This window comes from Faecalitalea cylindroides ATCC 27803 (assembly GCF_000469305.1).
GTDB lineage: Bacteria > Bacillota_I > Bacilli_A > Erysipelotrichales > Erysipelotrichaceae > Faecalitalea > Faecalitalea cylindroides.
This window is the reverse complement of sequence record NZ_KI270978.1, coordinates 23,227-40,289: the sequence shown is the minus strand read 5'-3', so window position 1 is coordinate 40,289 and position 17,063 is coordinate 23,227. Positions and strand designations below refer to the sequence as shown.

General features: G+C 35.0%; 18 protein-coding genes and 1 pseudogene. 14 read left to right on the top strand and 5 right to left on the bottom strand.

What is annotated here, in order from left to right; genetic code table 11:
- The first annotated feature begins 144 nt into the window (after positions 1-144).
- The 10 genes from HMPREF0367_RS02565 (at position 145) to HMPREF0367_RS02520 (ending at position 6,918) form a co-directional block, all read left to right on the top strand.
- Complete coding sequence (locus HMPREF0367_RS02565; RefSeq protein ID WP_015535820.1) at positions 145-573, top strand: hypothetical protein; 429 nt, start codon at positions 145-147, stop codon at positions 571-573.
- Entirely contained in the window at positions 557-877 is a 321-nt protein-coding gene (locus HMPREF0367_RS02560) for a PadR family transcriptional regulator (RefSeq protein WP_015535819.1), read from the top strand. The genes HMPREF0367_RS02565 and HMPREF0367_RS02560 overlap by 17 nt, the downstream gene beginning before the upstream one ends.
- Positions 870-1,802, top strand: a complete 933-nt coding sequence (locus HMPREF0367_RS02555) for a DUF1700 domain-containing protein (RefSeq protein WP_022355571.1) — start codon at positions 870-872, stop codon at positions 1,800-1,802. The genes HMPREF0367_RS02560 and HMPREF0367_RS02555 overlap by 8 nt, the downstream gene beginning before the upstream one ends.
- Positions 1,802-2,350 carry a hypothetical protein gene (locus HMPREF0367_RS02550; protein WP_035400899.1) on the top strand — a complete coding sequence of 183 codons (549 nt, stop codon included), beginning with the start codon at positions 1,802-1,804 and terminating at the stop codon, positions 2,348-2,350. Before HMPREF0367_RS02555 ends, HMPREF0367_RS02550 begins: the two co-directional genes overlap by 1 nt.
- An 86-nt stretch (positions 2,351-2,436) precedes the next feature.
- A complete protein-coding gene (locus tag HMPREF0367_RS02545) occupies positions 2,437-2,640 on the top strand; it encodes a hypothetical protein (protein WP_035400897.1) in 204 nt (67 codons plus the stop codon).
- Positions 2,615-4,207 carry an ABC1 kinase family protein gene (locus HMPREF0367_RS02540; protein WP_022355568.1) on the top strand — a complete coding sequence of 531 codons (1,593 nt, stop codon included), beginning with the start codon at positions 2,615-2,617 and terminating at the stop codon, positions 4,205-4,207. The genes HMPREF0367_RS02545 and HMPREF0367_RS02540 overlap by 26 nt, the downstream gene beginning before the upstream one ends.
- Positions 4,208-4,219: 12 nt before the next feature.
- Positions 4,220-4,723, top strand: coding sequence for a signal peptidase II (gene lspA, locus HMPREF0367_RS02535; RefSeq protein ID WP_022355567.1), 504 nt, complete (start codon positions 4,220-4,222; stop codon positions 4,721-4,723).
- Positions 4,699-5,616 (top strand): RluA family pseudouridine synthase, encoded by a 918-nt coding sequence (locus tag HMPREF0367_RS02530; protein WP_035400895.1) that lies wholly within the window; start codon positions 4,699-4,701, stop codon positions 5,614-5,616. Before lspA ends, HMPREF0367_RS02530 begins: the two co-directional genes overlap by 25 nt.
- Positions 5,613-6,107 carry a deoxycytidylate deaminase gene (locus HMPREF0367_RS02525; protein ID WP_035400893.1) on the top strand — a complete coding sequence of 165 codons (495 nt, stop codon included), beginning with the start codon at positions 5,613-5,615 and terminating at the stop codon, positions 6,105-6,107. Before HMPREF0367_RS02530 ends, HMPREF0367_RS02525 begins: the two co-directional genes overlap by 4 nt.
- A gap of 55 nt (positions 6,108-6,162) precedes the next feature.
- A complete protein-coding gene (locus tag HMPREF0367_RS02520) occupies positions 6,163-6,918 on the top strand; it encodes a metallophosphoesterase family protein (RefSeq protein ID WP_022355565.1) in 756 nt (251 codons plus the stop codon).
- Positions 6,919-6,936: 18 nt separating this feature from the next.
- On the opposite strand, the pseudogene HMPREF0367_RS10690 reads toward HMPREF0367_RS02520, so the two are convergent.
- The 3 genes and pseudogenes from HMPREF0367_RS10690 to HMPREF0367_RS02505 form a co-directional block, all read right to left on the bottom strand.
- Positions 6,937-7,749: pseudogene (locus HMPREF0367_RS10690) on the bottom strand (aldo/keto reductase).
- Positions 7,750-7,862: 113 nt separating this feature from the next.
- Positions 7,863-8,828: an L-lactate dehydrogenase gene (locus tag HMPREF0367_RS02510; RefSeq protein ID WP_022355562.1), complete on the bottom strand. Its 966-nt coding sequence runs from the start codon at positions 8,826-8,828 to the stop codon at positions 7,863-7,865.
- A 190-nt stretch (positions 8,829-9,018) separates the two neighbouring features.
- Positions 9,019-10,152, bottom strand: a complete 1,134-nt coding sequence (locus HMPREF0367_RS02505; protein WP_015535811.1) for a S1C family serine protease — start codon at positions 10,150-10,152, stop codon at positions 9,019-9,021.
- Between the two features lie 182 nt (positions 10,153-10,334).
- On the opposite strand from HMPREF0367_RS02505, the gene HMPREF0367_RS02500 reads away from it, so the two are divergent.
- The 3 genes from HMPREF0367_RS02500 (at position 10,335) to HMPREF0367_RS02490 (ending at position 12,765) form a co-directional block, all read left to right on the top strand.
- The gene (locus tag HMPREF0367_RS02500) at positions 10,335-11,510 is read left to right on the top strand and encodes a hypothetical protein (RefSeq protein WP_051335138.1); all 1,176 of its coding nucleotides are present in this window, start codon (positions 10,335-10,337) and stop codon (positions 11,508-11,510) included.
- Positions 11,511-11,615: 105 nt separating this feature from the next.
- Positions 11,616-11,864: a hypothetical protein gene (locus HMPREF0367_RS02495; RefSeq protein ID WP_022355559.1), complete on the top strand. Its 249-nt coding sequence runs from the start codon at positions 11,616-11,618 to the stop codon at positions 11,862-11,864.
- Between the two features lie 43 nt (positions 11,865-11,907).
- A complete protein-coding gene (locus HMPREF0367_RS02490) occupies positions 11,908-12,765 on the top strand; it encodes a DNA/RNA non-specific endonuclease (RefSeq protein WP_035400891.1) in 858 nt (285 codons plus the stop codon).
- Here the strand turns inward: HMPREF0367_RS02490 and HMPREF0367_RS02485 are convergent.
- Entirely contained in the window at positions 12,762-13,757 is a 996-nt protein-coding gene (locus HMPREF0367_RS02485) for an isocitrate/isopropylmalate dehydrogenase family protein (RefSeq protein WP_035400888.1), read from the bottom strand. The genes HMPREF0367_RS02490 and HMPREF0367_RS02485 overlap by 4 nt on opposite strands.
- On the bottom strand, positions 13,735-15,018 hold the full coding sequence (locus tag HMPREF0367_RS02480; protein WP_248660658.1) for a citrate synthase: 1,284 nt from the start codon (positions 15,016-15,018) through the stop codon (positions 13,735-13,737). Before HMPREF0367_RS02480 ends, HMPREF0367_RS02485 begins: the two co-directional genes overlap by 23 nt.
- 110 nt (positions 15,019-15,128) lie before the next feature.
- On the opposite strand from HMPREF0367_RS02480, the gene HMPREF0367_RS02475 reads away from it, so the two are divergent.
- Positions 15,129-17,048: an aconitate hydratase gene (locus tag HMPREF0367_RS02475; protein ID WP_148449349.1), complete on the top strand. Its 1,920-nt coding sequence runs from the start codon at positions 15,129-15,131 to the stop codon at positions 17,046-17,048.
- The last annotated feature ends 15 nt before the right edge of the window (positions 17,049-17,063 follow it).

Genomic DNA, 17,063 nt, shown 5'->3' with positions numbered 1-17,063 from the left:
TGTCTGAGAACACATACATAATATACAAAATAAGCTGCTTAGGCAGCTTTTTTTAGTGCTTGATTAAAAATAGTATTATTTTAAACTAGGTACTTGACAATGCAAAGTAGTATGTTTATTATAATAGTGTAAGAGGTGATACATATGAACCCAAGAGCTGTAATATATTGTTCAAAACATGGATCAACAAAACAAATTGCGAAAATGATTGCAGATAAATATAATCTGCCTTTGATCAACATCATGCACATTAATGGTTATTCGTTTCAAGAAGTGCCGGTTATCTTTTGTGGATGGATCAAAAAGGGAAAGATCCAAGGTCTTGTTAAAGCGGAGAATTTGTTCTCCTGCATTGAAATCGTAGCGGTTGGATCAATGCCATCTAACGAGAGCTCAAGACTAAAACTTAAATATGAAAACAATATTGATAAACAAATCTTTACATATGTTCAGTCAAAACCATACATTGAGCCAACATTAAAAGAAAAAATATGGATCTCATTATTTGAACCTACTTTGCAGAAACGATTCATCAGAAAGGAAATCAAGATAGAACATGAATACACAATTTAAAAAAGGTGTTCTAGAATTGATCGTTCTTCAATCAATATCTCATAAAGATCTATATGGATATCAGTTAGTTACTAAAATATCTGAAGTAGTCGATGTGAATGAAGGTACGATTTATCCTCTTTTAAAAAGACTGTTGAACGATCATCTACTAGAGTCATATCTAAAAGAATCAACGGAAGGACCTCCACGTAAGTATTATCATATTACGGCAGCAGGAATTTCCAAATATCAAGAACTTTTGAAGGAATGGAATGAATTCTCAAAACGAGTTAGTGACTTTTTGGAGGAAGAGAACAATGAATAAGCAGGAGTTTTTAAATCAATTAGAAAAGAAATTGGACCGTATCAATGAGACTGAAAGAAAAGATATTCTTATGGAATACGGAACATATATCGATGACAAAATGGCAACAGGTGTCTCGGAAGAAGATGCGGTTTCTGGTTTTGGAGATGTAGATGAATTGGCTGAGGAAATCCTAGATGCTTATAAGATCAATACGGATAATGTGCAAACAAAGGTTGATAAGACACTGGACAAAGTTTATGTTCGTTCAGAAAGTTTATTAAATCGTTTAGGGAATCTCTCAGTGAATGATTTCTTCCATATTGTATTTGATGCTTTCGTACTATTGATTATCTTATTTATAGGAAAAGTCTTGATCGTGGATCTTTTAGGAAATCTATTTATATCGTTATTATTTAGCTTTTCAGGAGGATATTTATATTTTATTGAAAACTTGTTAGAATTTTTATGGGCTGTTGTTTACTTTTTAGCGGGTGTCTTCTTCTTTTTCTCCGTTATGTCTAGACGAATCAATCGTTATAAAAATAAAGCCAGCATTCGTCAGGTCGGTGTTATGGAAGATATAAAGAATACTTGGAATCAGGAATCTCGTACATTAGTAAATGGTAATGATGATAATGAAGAAAAACTCCCACCTTTACCAAAAGATAGAGCTCCTCTTTATCATCAGCGTATGAAAACACCTCCAATTAATAATGAGGGAACTCATATTCTTGCCAAGATATTGATCGTCATGGTAGCTATTCCGGTTGTCATTGCCTTGATTTCATTTAGTGTGATATTCTTCGCAATGATTTTTGTCAGTATCACAGAACAGGCAACAAGCATTGGATTATATTTGATATTCTTAGGTTTGATTTGCGGTTCCATAAGCATACTTTGGTTTTTGATTCATGTATGGCCTAAAAAAAGAGGTGATGACTGATGCGTAAAATAATGATATTATTTGTGGCTTCTATAGTGATTGTATTAAGTGGATGTTTTGTATTCGCTGCTGAAGTAAGCCATATAGATGTAATCGAAACAGTGGAGAAAAGCAAATCTAAAACTGAATCAATTGTTATTAATGAAAAAACGAAGAATGTGGTCTTAGATACGTCGTTATATGACCAGTCCAATTATTCAATTGTCAATGACATCTATATTGTTGAGAGCCGTCAGGATTCAACACTTGCTCCAAATGAAGTAGTTCTAGAATATAATGATAAGTTTGCAACAGAAGTTAGTGAACTAGGAGATACGACCACTATTAAGTTTTCATCTGAACTTACTTGGATCGACATAAATGGTAATAGTATATCGAACTTTCAAGATTATCTAGATGTATGGAAAAACAAAACAGTAACACGAAAAAGTATCGATCCAGAATACTTTAATATTAAAGTTCGTTATGGATCAAATGTGCGAATACTTGACTCAGACAGTCAAGAGTATCAGAATGAATATTTAGATACAGGAGAACAATATTATTGATGATTTGTAGGAAAGAAGAGAAACTGTTAAATAGTTATCTCTTCTTTTTTTACATTCTGTGCTAAAATGTTTCTAGCGAGGTAGTTATGAAAAAACATTCAATGGAAAAGGATTGGCAAAATTTATTAGACAATATCTTGTTTTCTGGAACGAATGTGATTCGTGATGTTTTGGATGCCGGTAAGGATGTATATAAGACCTGGTTCAAAACAGATGCAATCAACAATACTCCTTTGCATAGAAAGAAGGAGAGGAATAGAGCAGATGGAACAGAAGATCTTATCAAGTAGAGCACGATTTGCTCAAATCTTATCCATTCTACATAAACATCATATTGAAAAAGGAATCGATCCTGTAAAGTTTCGTGAGATATTGGAAGACCTTGGTCCAACTTTTGTAAAAATTGGACAAATCATGTCAACGCGACAGGATATGTTTTCAGAGCGTTATTGTAAAGAGTTGATGAAACTTAGAAGTTCTGTTACACCTATGGATTTTGATACAGTACAAACAATCTTAAATGAGGCGTATCAAAAATCTTGGACAGAAATTTATGAAAGCATTGATATGGAACCTTTAGGCTCTGCTTCGATTGCACAGGTTCATTTCGCTCAATTGAAAAATGGACAGTCTGTTGTCTTGAAAATCCAGCGTCCTTATATCTATGAGCGAATGGAACGAGATGTAAGCTTATTACGAAAAGCTGTCAAGGTATTGAATCTTTCTGATATCGTAAGTTCAGTAATTGATCTAAATATGGTGATCGATGAATTTTGGACGGCGGCAAAGCAGGAAATGGATTTTACCAATGAGGCAATGTTTGCCAAACGATTTAAACGTCTTTTTAAAGATTGTAATTTTGTTTATGCACCCAAAATCTATGATGAGTATACAACACATCAAGTTTTGGTCATGGAATATATTGAAGGAATTGAGATATCAGATACAGAAAAGTTAGATAGTGAAGGGTATGATCGAGTAGAGATTGCTGACAAGCTTGCATACAACTATATTTCACAAGTCATTGAGTATGGTTTCTTTCATGCAGATCCACATTCAGGAAACTTGCGAATCCGCGATGATAAAATCGTATGGATCGATTTTGGAATGATGGGAATCTTGGAAAGAAGAGATCGTGAATTGATGAAAGACGCAGTTCGAGCTTTGGCTTTACGTGATACTACTAAATTAGTAGATACGATCTTAACGCTGGGTATTGTAAATCAGGAGATTGATTATCCGGCTTTTACCAATGAAATTGAAAGGTTTATGAATCAATATTTAAATCTTTCTTTTTCGGAAATGGATTTAGGTGTTATGGTTCAAGATGTCTTTACCATTTGTCATCATTATCACATTGCTTTACCAAAGGGGATCTCAATGTTGGCAAGAAGCATGATGACAATAGAGGCAACCTTGAATGATTTGGATCCTTCGTGTAATATGATGAAGATCATCGCAAATCACAAAGCAACCTTAACGCATGTAGATTTAGGAAAAGAAGCTAAAAAAATCGCATCAAAATCAATTGACGCATTTGTAAAAGGACTAGATTTAAGTGTACAATCCAGTGATGTATTAAAGATGGTACAGCGTGGTCAAGTGAAAGTGAACTTAAATCTTATGGGTTCAGAACAACCAATTGCCAAGATTGATAGAATGATCAATAGGCTTATCATCTGTATTTTGATTGCAGCTTTATTGATGGCATCATCTTTGATTTGTACAACGGATATGGATCCTAAGATTTTAGGCATACCGGCTTTGGGATTTGTTGGATTCATGAGTGCACTTGCAATGTCAATTTGGTTATTTTTCAAGATGTTGCAGCTTCATCGAAGAAATAAATCATTTTAAAGGGGAGTTTGAATGAAGAAAAAAATAGGAACTTATATTGTATCGCTGATCATCATTGTTCTTACATTAGGGTATGATCAATGGACAAAGCATATTGTAGAACAGAGCATTCAATTAAATGAGAGAATAGAAGTTATCAAAAACTTCTTTTATCTTACATATGTTCAAAATACAGGGGCAGGCTTTAGTTTATTCGAAGGCTTTGGTATGACGTTCTTTGCGATCGTAACAATCGTTGCCTTGATTTTGATTGGTTATATATACTTTATGGTAAATGACTATCGCTATCAGCTTGCCTTGGCGCTTGTCTTTTCCGGGGCAATAGGAAATTTTATAGATCGCTTAGTGCTGGGATATGTTCGAGATTTTTTTAGTTTTTACATTTTTGGATCGCCTTTTCCTGTCTTTAATGTTGCCGATATATGTATCACGATAGGGTTTGCGATACTGTTGATCATTTATATATATGATGAATATAAGGAGAAAAAAAGATGGAAACAAGGGAATTTATCATAGATGATGAAAATGCCAAGATCCGTGTTGATAAGGCAGTTGCATCGCTTTTAGATTTTTCAAGAAAGCGAGTTAAGGATATTTTGGATGAAGGAAATATTTTAGTGAATGGAAGTCCCTGCAAGGCAAGCTATATATTGCAGGAAGGGGATCATTTGTTAGTTAACATTCCAGAAGTTCAATCTCTGGAAGTGTTGCCGGAGAATATTCCTTTGAATATTGTATATGAAGATGACGATGTAATCGTGATCAATAAACCAAAAGGAATGGTCGTTCATCCTGCCTTTGGACATGTTTCTGGAACATTGGTCAATGCTTTGATGTATCATTGTATAGATCTAAGTGGTATAAATGGTGTTATGCGTCCAGGAATCGTTCATCGTATTGACAAGGATACATCCGGCCTTCTTGTTGTCTGTAAGAACGATAAAGCACATCTGGCTTTAAGTGAACAATTATCGAATAAAACTTGTCATCGAGAATACTTGGCTATCGTTCATCATCCATTCTCTCATGAACATGGAACGATCAATGCTCCAATTGGCCGCGATGAAAAAGACCGCCAGAAGATGGCAGTAACGGCCAATAATTCCAAGGAGGCAATCACGCATTTTACTGTGCTGGAAAACTTTAAAGACTATGCTTTGGTGCGTTGTCGTCTTGAAACAGGACGAACACACCAGATTCGTGTCCATATGCAGTATATAAAACATCCAATTGCCGGAGATCCTAAGTATGGTCACCGTAAGACAATTGATACCAACGGGCAGTTGCTTCATGCTTGTAAACTGGAGTTCATTCATCCAACAACAAAAGAATATATGAGTTTTGAGGCAGAACCAGATCAGACTTTTAAAAATATATTAGAAAAATTAAGGAAAGGAGATTCTGTATGAAACGAACCGATGTATTAAGCTGGGATGAATATTTTATGAGCATGGCTCATTTAAGTGCCAAAAGGTCAAAAGATCCTAGTACGCAGGTGGGAGCGTGTATAGTGAATTCACAAAAAAGAGTTGTCGGTCTTGGATACAATGGTTTTCCTAAAGGATGCGATGATAATGAATTCCCATGGGGTAGAGATGGCGAATTTTTAGATACGAAATATCCTTATGTCGTACATGCTGAATTAAATGCGATCCTTAACAGTATACAGGATCTAAATGGTTGTACGATTTATGTCTCTTTGTTTCCATGTAATGAATGTGCCAAGGCAATTATTCAATCAGGTATCAAATGTGTAGTATATGAAAGCGATAAGTATGCTGGAACTGAAGCTAATATTGCTTCTAAGAAAATGTTTCGAGATGCTGGGGTTGAACTAGTTCAATTAACATATGAAATTACAGTAGACGTAAATGTAAAAAAGAGTGTGCAAAACTTATAACCGCTTTCATAGGTTTTTGGGTAGTATATTTATAAAATCATGTTACAATATTATCATGATTTTTATTACAGGGGATACGCACAGGGAATTGGATATACATACGATAAATCCCAGGGAGTTTGTTGAGGGAAGAACGTTAACTAGAGATGATTATGTAATCATCTGTGGTGATTTTGGCTGTATCTGGGACGGAGGTTCTGGTGATCGATTTTGGTTGAACTGGTTAGAATCTGAAGGTTGGAACACTTTATTTATTGATGGAAATCACGAAAATTTTGATGTATTAAATCAGTATCCCGAAGAAACTTGGCATGGAGGAAAAGTTCATCGTATCCGTTCAAATATTTTTCACTTAATGCGAGGGGAAGTATTTGACATAGAAGGGAAAAGTTTCTTTACGTTTGGTGGTGCCAGTAGCCATGATGCTCAATATCGTACAGAACATCAAACTTGGTGGAAAGATGAATTACCAACAACTTCTGAAATTGAACATGCATATCAAACACTTGAGAAGCACGATTGGAAAGTGGATTATGTATTGACCCATGATATCTATCGTTCTCATCCTTTGGGAAATAAATATACATGTGATATGTCTTTATATGGGGACGGGTATCATAATGTACCCGATTTTTTGGAAAGCATAAAAAATAAGCTTGATTATTCATATTGGTTTAATGGTCATTATCATACCGATGAAGTGCATTTTACAAATCAAAAACCTTGTATAACATTGTTTGATCGAATCATAAATATAGAAAAAGTAGATGACTTTATAAATGAAAAAACAGGATATAAGCTAGATAATTAGACTTATGTCCTGTTTTTCTTAAAAATCAAATGTTAAAGGATTGTAGCTTGTTCTATGGTTTTCGTTCATGCTGTTTAGAATTTGCATATCCTTATCTTCTAATGTGAAATCAAAGACAAAAAAATTTTCTTCTAAACGAGCCGGATTTTTTGATTTTGGTATAGGAATTATATTTTGTTGAATGTTCCATCGCAATAATATTTGGGCTGGGCTCTTATTATATTTTTGTGCTATTTCTTTTATTTTTTGATTTTCCATGTTTCCTCTTAATAATGGCCCCCAAGCCATGGTTATTATATTGTTTTCTTTACAGAATGAAAGCAAGTCTTCATCATGCATCAGTGGTGTATGTTCGATCTGATTTATCATTGGTGCTATGGTACAGTGGGATAATAAATGTTGGAGTTGTTCTTTTTCAAAGTTGCATACTCCTATAGTTTTGACTTTATTTTGTTTATATAGATATTCTAAAGCACGCCATGTTTCCAGTGTTCGGCTTTTATTAAGTCCTGGTCAATGAATTAAAAATGCATCAAGATAATCTGTTTTTAACTTTGACAAAGAATCATAAAAACTTGTAATTGTGTTTTTATAGCCTTGGTTGCTGTTATCAACTTTGCTGATAAGAAAAATATCATTTCTATCTATTAGATTTGCTTGAATAGCATTGCCTAATGCATCTTCATTATGATACATTTGAGCAGTATCAAATAATCTATATCCAATATTATATGCATATTTTATAACGTCATTCATCTGTGCACCTGGTTCGATTTTAAAAACACCAAGGCCAATCTGAGGAATTGATATATTATTCTTTAATTTAATCATATGGATCACCCTTTTAATGAAATGAATTATATATTGTATCTTTTTGTAATTCAATGTTTAAAAAATACAAAAAAAGCTGTATCTTCATTAAAATGATACAGCAAATATTTTTATTATATAATTCCTTCTAGATTGTCATCTATCGTTTTCTTTAGTGTATCGAATGAGTTGTTGAATTTAGCCTGATCATTTTCGTTTAGTGGTAGACAAACAACTTTTTCGATTCCGTTTGAACCCACAACACTTGGTGTACCGATAAAGTATCCTTCACGACCATATTCACCATTTTGGTATGCCGAAACAGGTAAAATAGCACGTTCGTTATTCAATACACAAGTTACGATTCGTCTTAATGCCAAACCAATACCATAGTATGTAGCTTTTTTCTTTTCAATGATGTGATAAGCTTTATCACGTACGCTTACATAAATATCTTGAAGTTCAGCGAGTGAAATATCTTCTTCATCTAAGTATTCTAATAGATGTTTACATCCGATATAGCAATGAATCCAAGGGACGAAACTTGAATCTCCATGTTCACCCATGATATAAGCGTGGATGTTTGTAGAAGCAAAACCAAGTCTTTCAGATAAGGCAAAGCGTAAACGAGCTGAATCTAATACTGTACCAGATCCAATAACGTGGTTTTTAGGAAGTCCACTTGATTTCCATGCGACATAAGTCATGATATCAACAGGGTTGTTGGCAACGATCAAGATACCGTTGAAGTTATTATTTTTTAAAGATTCGCATACGTTCTTTGTGATACCAGCATTGATCTTAACTAATTCAAGACGAGATTGTCCTGGTTTTTGAGCAGCACCTGCTGTTAAAACAACGATATTTGTATCGTGTGAATCAGCTTCATAGGAACCTGCAGTAATTTTCATTTTACCTTGTGCATATAATAGCCCATCACTTAGGTCCATCTGTTCTCCTTCAGCTTTGTCAGTGTTGACATCGACTAAGACTAATTCATCGATTCCTTTTTCGTTCAGTAATGAGTAAGCAAAACTCATACCGACAAATCCGGTTCCTACCAGCATTACTTTACGTTTTGAAATTTTTTCTTGTTGCATAATTATACATATCCTCCTAACGTATTGAATTTAATTATATTATAGCGATTTCATAGTATTTTCACAACAAAAACGATTGGATAAATCGAATTAATTTAATAAAACTTAAATAAAATTCTTATCATATAATACGTTTAAATGAAGAAAAAAATAAAGAAAAATGCAAAAAAAAACAGTAAAACAATCCGTTTTACTGTTGCTGGCTCTGTGATTGAAGTGTAATATTTACTTCCTGTTGTTGACCATCACGTTCAATGACCATCGTTACGGTATCACCGATCTTGTGTTCATTTAAGATGGCTTTTACTTCACTTGAAGAGGTGATGTCCTGTCCATCAAATTTAACGATACGATCATTAACTTGAAGTCCTGCTTGATCAGCCGCTCCACCTTCAACTACTTGGACAATATAACATCCGGCTTCCATATTTCCTTGAGAATAATAGCTTTGTCCTGAGTAATCATATAAGCTGACATTCAGTGCCGGCCTTGAAGTGACAGAACCATGTTCAATCAATTCATTGATGATATCGATCGCTCCATTAATTGGAATAGCAAATCCTAGACCTTCAACACCGGTTGAACTTTCTTTGGCATTTACGATACCAATCAAGTTGCCTGAAGCATCAAATAATCCTCCTCCAGAGTTTCCAGGGTTGATAGCGGCATCGGTTTGCAGCAAGGTCATCGTTGTATCATCGATCGTGATTTGACGATCTAACGCGGAAATGATACCTGTTGTAACGGTTCCACCTAATTCGCCTAATGGATTACCAATAGCGATAGCTGCATCACCAACTTCAAGAGAATCGCTGTCACCGAATGTAGCAGGCGATAAGCCTGTAGCATTGATTTTTAAAACTGCTAAATCAGTTTGTGAATCTGAACCGATAATTTCAGCTGAATATTCTTGACCATCTGTGGTACGAACAGCGATGGCTGTTGCATTTTCAATTACATGGTGGTTAGTAATGATATAACCATCTTCACTCATGATCACACCGGATCCAGCACCTTGTGTGATGTATTGTTGTTGTAACAGTCCTCCGCTTGAAGCAACTCCCTGTGTCGTTATTTCTACAACGCTAGGTCCACATTTTGCAGCTATATCGCTCACATCATTGATAGCGGCTGCAGAAGAGTTTCCGGATTGTTGGTTAATAGTGACTCCAGAAGGTCCTGTCATATTGTTGGCGAGCATGGCTCCACCAAAACCAAAGGCGCCAGCGGCTACAACAAAGGCAGCAGCACCAGCTATATATTTAGGATTGATAGAGTTCTTTTTCTTTTGGAACTCTGGTGGCGTTTGAGAATTTTGATTCATAAAATACTCCTCCTTATTTAATACAACGTTAGTATACGCCAAAAATATGGATTTTTCTTTTCAGATACGTGTGAAATTTTGTTTTTTTTATTAAAAAATCGGTAAAAAAATGGTCTAAATGTAGTTATAAAACGTAAAAAAGTGCTATAATGTGCCTGTTAACAGAAGGAGGTATTTGTTCTATGCCTGTTAAGAAAACAACACAAGTAACGAAAGAAGATAAAACTGTGAAGGCTCCTGCAAAGAAGGCAGCTACCAAAACAACTACAGTTAAGAAGACTGCAGCTAAAAAGAAGGAGACATCTGTTGAAAAAGAAACAAAAACGGTTAAACAAACACCAACTGCGAAAACAACAAAAACAAGCAAAAAAACTGCAGCGGCAAACAAAGAAGTTAAAGCGCCTGCAAAGAAAACAGCTTCTAAAAAGGCTTCTGAAGTGGTATCTAAGAAAGTAGAACAAAAGAAGGAAATGCCTAAAAAAGAAGCACCAAAAAAAGAAACAGTTAAAAAAGCGAATCCAAAGAAAACTTCAAAGGCTGTAAAGCTTGCTCAATATAACAACTTTGCGATTGATACATGTATTGATATGGCAAGAGCTATGGGCGTTGACATGGGCTATGATCAATATGCAAATATGTTGTTGGAAATTACGGATCTAAAGACCATTGCCAACAATATTATTGATAAATATGATTTAAAGACGAAAAAGTTTAGTTTTGATGAAGATGGATATGATATTGATTTGATCGAAGTATTAGTATCAAAAATTGCTGATACAGTTGATATCAAAGCACAGGATTTCATTGAATTAGGTGGTATCGCTAAAGAATGTCTGGCTTATGAACTATCGGATGATGCTAGTGCAAACAATGATGAATATCATAAAGAATTTGATCTAGTCAAGAAGATCTTAATGATTGCTCAAAGAAAGGATCTTCATACAATGGAAGAACTAGCTTCATTGTTGAAGATGGATATGACAGATACTATCCTGCACTATATGGATGTTGCCTATAATGTATTAAAGAACTGGCAGTATGATGATGTTAAGTATTATGAAAACTTTATTTATGCTGTGTTATCTCACTTTACAGATTTACACGATAAATATGCAAATCGTGCAATGATGGATGTCGCTGATCTTTACATTGAACATGGAGATTATGGCTTGGGAGATGCCAACTATGGATACATCATTCGCGAAAATCAAATCAAAGACTATATCTATTATCGTTATGCCAATGTATACGTAGACATTGATCGTGAAAAAGCTCGATCAATTGCTCAGTCAGCATTACAATATGTTGATTCTCGTTATACATACTATCCAAATATTATGAGCATTTTGGAAGACTAAGTCTTCCTTTTTTTTTTAGATATCTTGTTGAATGGTAGTTTTTATCTTGATTTTTATAAAATGATTGGTATTATATTTCTTGCGAATATTATTGAGGAGGTAATTATGGCAACTCAAACAAAAATACCTGAATGGGTTTTTCAATGCTTAGACCAATACGGAAACTGTGCTTGTGGCCGTGCAATTACTAAAAAGTTCGGTAAAGATAAGTTATTATCTGCACTGGAAAAAATGGGATATCCATGCGACCTTGAAGTTTTAAGTGATCAAAAAGATAAAAGCGCTTATCCAAAAGATGGAACATATATCCTAGTTTCAAAAAATCGTCAGGAATTGATTGTAGAGGATGAATAAGAGGTATCTGAAAAGATACTTTTTTTCTTAAGGAAAGATAACAATGAAGAAATTAATAATTACTATTTTTACAGCCGTTTCAATGGTTCTTTGTCTAAGTGGATGTTCATCTGCAGAACAAACAACTTCGATTCAGTCAGTTTCTGTTGAGGATATTCCAGCTTATACAAATAGTCCATATGTAGTCATCAATGAGAATGTGCCGGATTTTGATTTATCGAAAAAGCAGGATAGTTATCAGATCTATAGCGATCTGGATGATTTAGGTCGAACATTAGATGCAGAAGCTTGTTTAAGTAAAGATATGATGCCAACTGAAGAAAGAAATAGTATTTCTTCGATTCATCCTTCGGGATGGCATTCCATTCAAGATGACAGCATTCCAGGTGGTTCTTTATTTTCTCGGTGTCATTTGATAGCATATCAATTGACAGGAGTAAATGATGAAAGAAATTTGATTACTGGAACACGATATTTAAATGTAGAAGGTATGTTGCCTTTTGAAGAGATGGTAGCTGATTATATTCGAGAAACAGACAATCACGTATTATATCGAGTTACACCTTATTATGAAGGAGATAATCTTGTGGCGAGTGGAGTTTTTATGGAAGCCTACTCACTCGAAGATAAAGGAGATGGTATTTGTTTTCATGTATATTGTTACAATGTAATGCCGTCGGTAGAAATTGACTATAAAACAGGAGATGCTGTCATAGAAAACTCAAATATAGATACGCAGACACAAAAAGATTATATCTTAAATATTAAAAGCAAAAAGATCCACCTTCCTGAATGCAATGGAGTGCAAACCATGAGCGATAAGAATAAAAAAGAAGTTCATGCGAGCATTGATGAACTTCAACAGGAAGGATATTCGATTTGCAGCAACTGTATTCATTAGAGCTTTTTAATGATTTCTTGAACGAATTCCTGTGTTGTACCATGTCCTTTTAAATCTGGAGTCAGTACTTTTTTCTCAAGGAATACTTCATTTAAAGCATTTCGGATGTTTTGTGCGACATTTATTTGGCCAAGGTCATCTAACATCATGCATGCCGATAACAACAATGCACTTGGATTTGCGATACCTTTACCTGCAATATCTGGAGCGCTGCCATGAACTGCTTCATACATCGCGTATTCGTCGCCTTTATTACAACTTGGCAATAAGCCTAATCCACCAATCAAACCACTGGTTAGATCCGAGATGATGTCTCCATATAGATTTGGCATGACCATGACATCAAACTGCCAGGGATTCATCACCAACTGCATACATGTGTTATCAACAATCAAGGAGTTAGATTGAATCTGAGGATATTCCTTTGCGATATCTTTAAAGATTTCTAGAAATAAACCATCGGTTTTCTTGAGGATGTTTGCCTTATGAACACATGTTAATTTTTTTCGATTATGTTTAACGCAATATTCAAAAGCCGCCTTGATGATTCGAGAGCTGGCTTTTTTTGTGATGATCTTATAAGCGATTATGGTATTATCGTCGATGACTTCCTCTTTTCCTACATATAGATCTTCGGTATTTTCGCGAAAGGTAACGATATCAATGTCTTTAAAATATGTATCTAATGCAGGATTGGATTTAGCTGGACGTATATTGGCCCATAAATCATATTTGGTTCTTAAAGTTACATTTAAGGAACGAAATCCTTTTCCAATGGGTGTTGTGATAGGAGATTTTAATAAGACTTTATTTTTTTGAAAGGAATCAAGAGCTTGTTGGGGAATATATTCCTGGCATTTGTTAAAGACAGCTTCACCAACATCAAAGATTTCATAATCAAGGTCTGCTTTGGCATGATTTAAAATTTCAATTACGGCATCTGTAATTTCAGGGCCGATTCCATCTCCTCTAAATACTGTGATCGTTTTCATGATTATCATCCTCCAATTTCTTAAGTGAACCAACATAAACGTTGGCTGGTCGTATCAGTTTTCGATTTGATTGACGATTTTCTAGATGATGTGCGATCCATCCAGCTGTACGACTGATACAAAATAATGGTGTAAATAGAGATTCGCTGATGCCTAACATAGAATAGGCAAACCCACTGTAGAAATCCACATTGGCGCAGGCAGTTACACCTTTTTCTTTTTTCATAACGTCAATAGCAGCGTTTTCAAAGGCCTCCAAGGTATAGAAAGTATCCAACTGACCTTTTTCTTTGGCCAGTTTTTTACACTCTGCTTTGATGCATTGACATCTAGGATCGCTGATCGTATAGATCGCATGACCGATTCCATAGATCAAGCCACTTTTATCAAAAAAGTCTTTATTAAGTAATTGATAGGCAATGTTTTTCATAAGCTCAGGGTCTCTTGAATGTTTGGTTACTTTAAGGATTTCTTTCATCTGCTGGTAAACTTTTGTGCTGGCTCCACCATGTCTAGGTCCTTTTAAAGAGCCAATTGCAGCACTGATACATGAATAAATATCAGTTCCAGTACTGGAAATAACGACATTGGCAAATGTAGAATTATTTCCACCACCATGATCAGCGTGCAAGACCAAAAGCGTATCCATGACACGAGCTTCCTGATGAGTGTATATATTGGATCCACGAGCCATTACAAGAATATTTTCCGCAAGACTTTTATTGGGCAATGGGTATTCACAGATTTGTTGCCCAGTAAAAAAAGAAAACGTAATTAAAGGAATCTGTGCCAATATGGAGAGTCCTTTAAGCATTCTTTCTTCTAAGGTGTCTGAATCTGGATTTGGATCTTGTCCATATAGTTTTAAAACTTCGATCTGTACACCGTTTAAAATGCTGGTGGTTTGATACTTAGGATCAATGTTACAAAGATTTCGCTTCTTAAGAAGTTCCTGTGTAAATAAAAATAATTCTTCTGCATTCGGAAGTTTTCCATAGATCAATAAAAAAGCAATTCTTTCATAGTTGCCTAATTGGGCAAAGTTAGGATCATTGATCAAATCTTGGACGGAATAGCCACGATAGATTAGTTTTCCATCAACATTGATCTTTTTTCCATGGATGTATTGATAACCGACAACATCACAGATCTTAGTCAATCCAACTTTGACTCCCGTTCCATTATCGTTTCTTAAACCTGCTTTTACACGATATCTAGGGTATAAAGAAGCATCGATATAATTCTCTTTTTCACTTTCCATATATATAGTTTTCAAAGTTTTCATAGCATTACCTTTCATTTTGTTTCATTATTATATCATAAACTTTCAAATTGTTACATTTTTTGTTATAATTAACGACATTAGGAGGAATGCTCATGAATTTAACACAAAAAATCATTAAAGAACATTTGATAAAAGGAACTTTAGAGCCAGGTAGTCCAATTGAAATTAAAATGGATCAAACATTGACGCAAGATGCGACTGGTACCATGGCATATATGCAGTTAGAAGCTATGGGAATAAAAAGAGTTAAGACAGAGATATCGGTCTCATATGTTGATCATAATACGCTGCAGAATGGATATATGAATGCAGATGATCATGCCTATCTTCAAAGTGTAGCAGCCAAATATGGAGTATATTTTTCTCGTCCAGGAAATGGGATTTGTCATCAGGTGCACTTAGAGCGATTTGCTAAACCATCAAAAACGTTAATAGGATCGGATTCACATACGCCAACAAGTGGCGCCATGGGATGCTTAGCGATAGGGGCAGGTGGTTTGGATGTTGCCAAGGCAATGGCAGGAATCGGATATCGTCTAACAATGCCAAAAGTTGTCCAGGTCAATCTTCATGGAAAACTTTCGCATGGAGTATCTAGCAAAGATATTATTTTAGAATTGCTAAAAAGATTAAGTGTTAAAGGTGGAGTATCTAAAGTTTTTGAATATACCGGAGAAGGTGTTAAAGATCTATCGGTTTATCAAAGAGCAACGATTACAAATATGGGAGCTGAATTAGGGGCTACAACTTCTATCTTTCCAAGTGATGAAATCACACTTGCTTTTTTAAAACAACAAAATAGAGAAGAGGATTATATTGAACTAAAAGCCGATGAGGATGCGACTTATGATGAGTATATTGATATTGATCTATCTTCATTAAGACCAATGGCTGCATGCCCAGATTCTCCAGACGCGATTAAAAACATCAGCGAATTAAAAGGCATTAAAATTGATCAGGTAGCGATTGGTTCATGTACCAATTCTGGATATGAAGATTTGATGAAGGCAGCTACAATTTTGAAAGGAAAAACGATTGCCTCAAATGTAAGCCTGGTTGTTTCTCCAGGATCACGTCAAGTCATGATGAAATTGATTCAAAATGGAGCTCTAGCTACTTTTATTCAAGCCGGAGCTAGAATCTTAGAGTGTGCTTGTGGTCCTTGTATCGGCATGGGACAATCGCCTAAAAGTGATGGTATTTCATTAAGAACGTTTAATCGTAATTTTTATGGACGTTCTGGAACATTAAGCGCTGGCATTTATTTGGTATCTCCAGAAGTTGCAGCGGCAAGTGCTATTGAGGGGAAATTTGTTGATCCAACCGAATTAGATTATGATGATACATTTGAAAAAGAACCTGTTTATATCGATGACAGTATGATCATAGCTCCAGTAGAAAATACAGACGATATAGAAATCATTCGTGGACCTAATATAAAACCGCTGCCAATCAATGATAGAATGGATCAGATCATTGATAAGAAAGTAATCGTAAAATTACCGAATAATATAACGACAGACCATATTGCGCCTGCTGGTGCCGAAGTTTTGCCATATCGTTCGAATATTGAGAAACTTTCTACATTTGTCTTTAAGAATAATAAACCACATTTTGCTGAAATATGTAAAGAAAATCATGGCGGGATCATTGTGGCTGGAGAGAACTATGGACAAGGATCTTCTAGAGAGCATGCGGCTTTAGCTCCAATGTATCTACAGATCAAAGCGGTTATCGCAAAATCATTCGCCCGTATACATTTGGCAAATTTAATTAATTTTGGAATCCTTCCACTCGTTTTTAAAGATAAGGAAGACTATGATTTCATTGATGAAATGGATGAATTAATGATTGAAGATACTTCAAAATTATATGAAACAGATGAAATCAAAGTTTATGATAAAACCAAAGATAAATATTTTACTGCCTTAACTTCTCTTTCAAACGAAGATGTAGATATCTTAATGGCTGGTGGGGCGTTAAATTATATTAAAGACCAACAATAAAAGAGCTGGATTCCA

Coding starts and splice junctions, on each gene's coding strand:
- HMPREF0367_RS02565 (WP_015535820.1), top strand. CDS start 145: ATGAACCCAAGAGCTGTAATATATTGTTCAAAACATGGATCAACAAAA.
- HMPREF0367_RS02560 (WP_015535819.1), top strand. CDS start 557: ATGAATACACAATTTAAAAAAGGTGTTCTAGAATTGATCGTTCTTCAA.
- HMPREF0367_RS02555 (WP_022355571.1), top strand. CDS start 870: ATGAATAAGCAGGAGTTTTTAAATCAATTAGAAAAGAAATTGGACCGT.
- HMPREF0367_RS02550 (WP_035400899.1), top strand. CDS start 1,802: ATGCGTAAAATAATGATATTATTTGTGGCTTCTATAGTGATTGTATTA.
- HMPREF0367_RS02545 (WP_035400897.1), top strand. CDS start 2,437: ATGAAAAAACATTCAATGGAAAAGGATTGGCAAAATTTATTAGACAAT.
- HMPREF0367_RS02540 (WP_022355568.1), top strand. CDS start 2,615: ATGGAACAGAAGATCTTATCAAGTAGAGCACGATTTGCTCAAATCTTA.
- lspA (WP_022355567.1), top strand. CDS start 4,220: ATGAAGAAAAAAATAGGAACTTATATTGTATCGCTGATCATCATTGTT.
- HMPREF0367_RS02530 (WP_035400895.1), top strand. CDS start 4,699: ATGGAAACAAGGGAATTTATCATAGATGATGAAAATGCCAAGATCCGT.
- HMPREF0367_RS02525 (WP_035400893.1), top strand. CDS start 5,613: ATGAAACGAACCGATGTATTAAGCTGGGATGAATATTTTATGAGCATG.
- HMPREF0367_RS02520 (WP_022355565.1), top strand. CDS start 6,163: ATGATTTTTATTACAGGGGATACGCACAGGGAATTGGATATACATACG.
- HMPREF0367_RS02510 (WP_022355562.1), bottom strand. CDS start 8,828: ATGCAACAAGAAAAAATTTCAAAACGTAAAGTAATGCTGGTAGGAACC.
- HMPREF0367_RS02505 (WP_015535811.1), bottom strand. CDS start 10,152: ATGAATCAAAATTCTCAAACGCCACCAGAGTTCCAAAAGAAAAAGAAC.
- HMPREF0367_RS02500 (WP_051335138.1), top strand. CDS start 10,335: ATGCCTGTTAAGAAAACAACACAAGTAACGAAAGAAGATAAAACTGTG.
- HMPREF0367_RS02495 (WP_022355559.1), top strand. CDS start 11,616: ATGGCAACTCAAACAAAAATACCTGAATGGGTTTTTCAATGCTTAGAC.
- HMPREF0367_RS02490 (WP_035400891.1), top strand. CDS start 11,908: ATGAAGAAATTAATAATTACTATTTTTACAGCCGTTTCAATGGTTCTT.
- HMPREF0367_RS02485 (WP_035400888.1), bottom strand. CDS start 13,757: ATGAAAACGATCACAGTATTTAGAGGAGATGGAATCGGCCCTGAAATT.
- HMPREF0367_RS02480 (WP_248660658.1), bottom strand. CDS start 15,018: ATGGAAAGTGAAAAAGAGAATTATATCGATGCTTCTTTATACCCTAGA.
- HMPREF0367_RS02475 (WP_148449349.1), top strand. CDS start 15,129: ATGCTCATGAATTTAACACAAAAAATCATTAAAGAACATTTGATAAAA.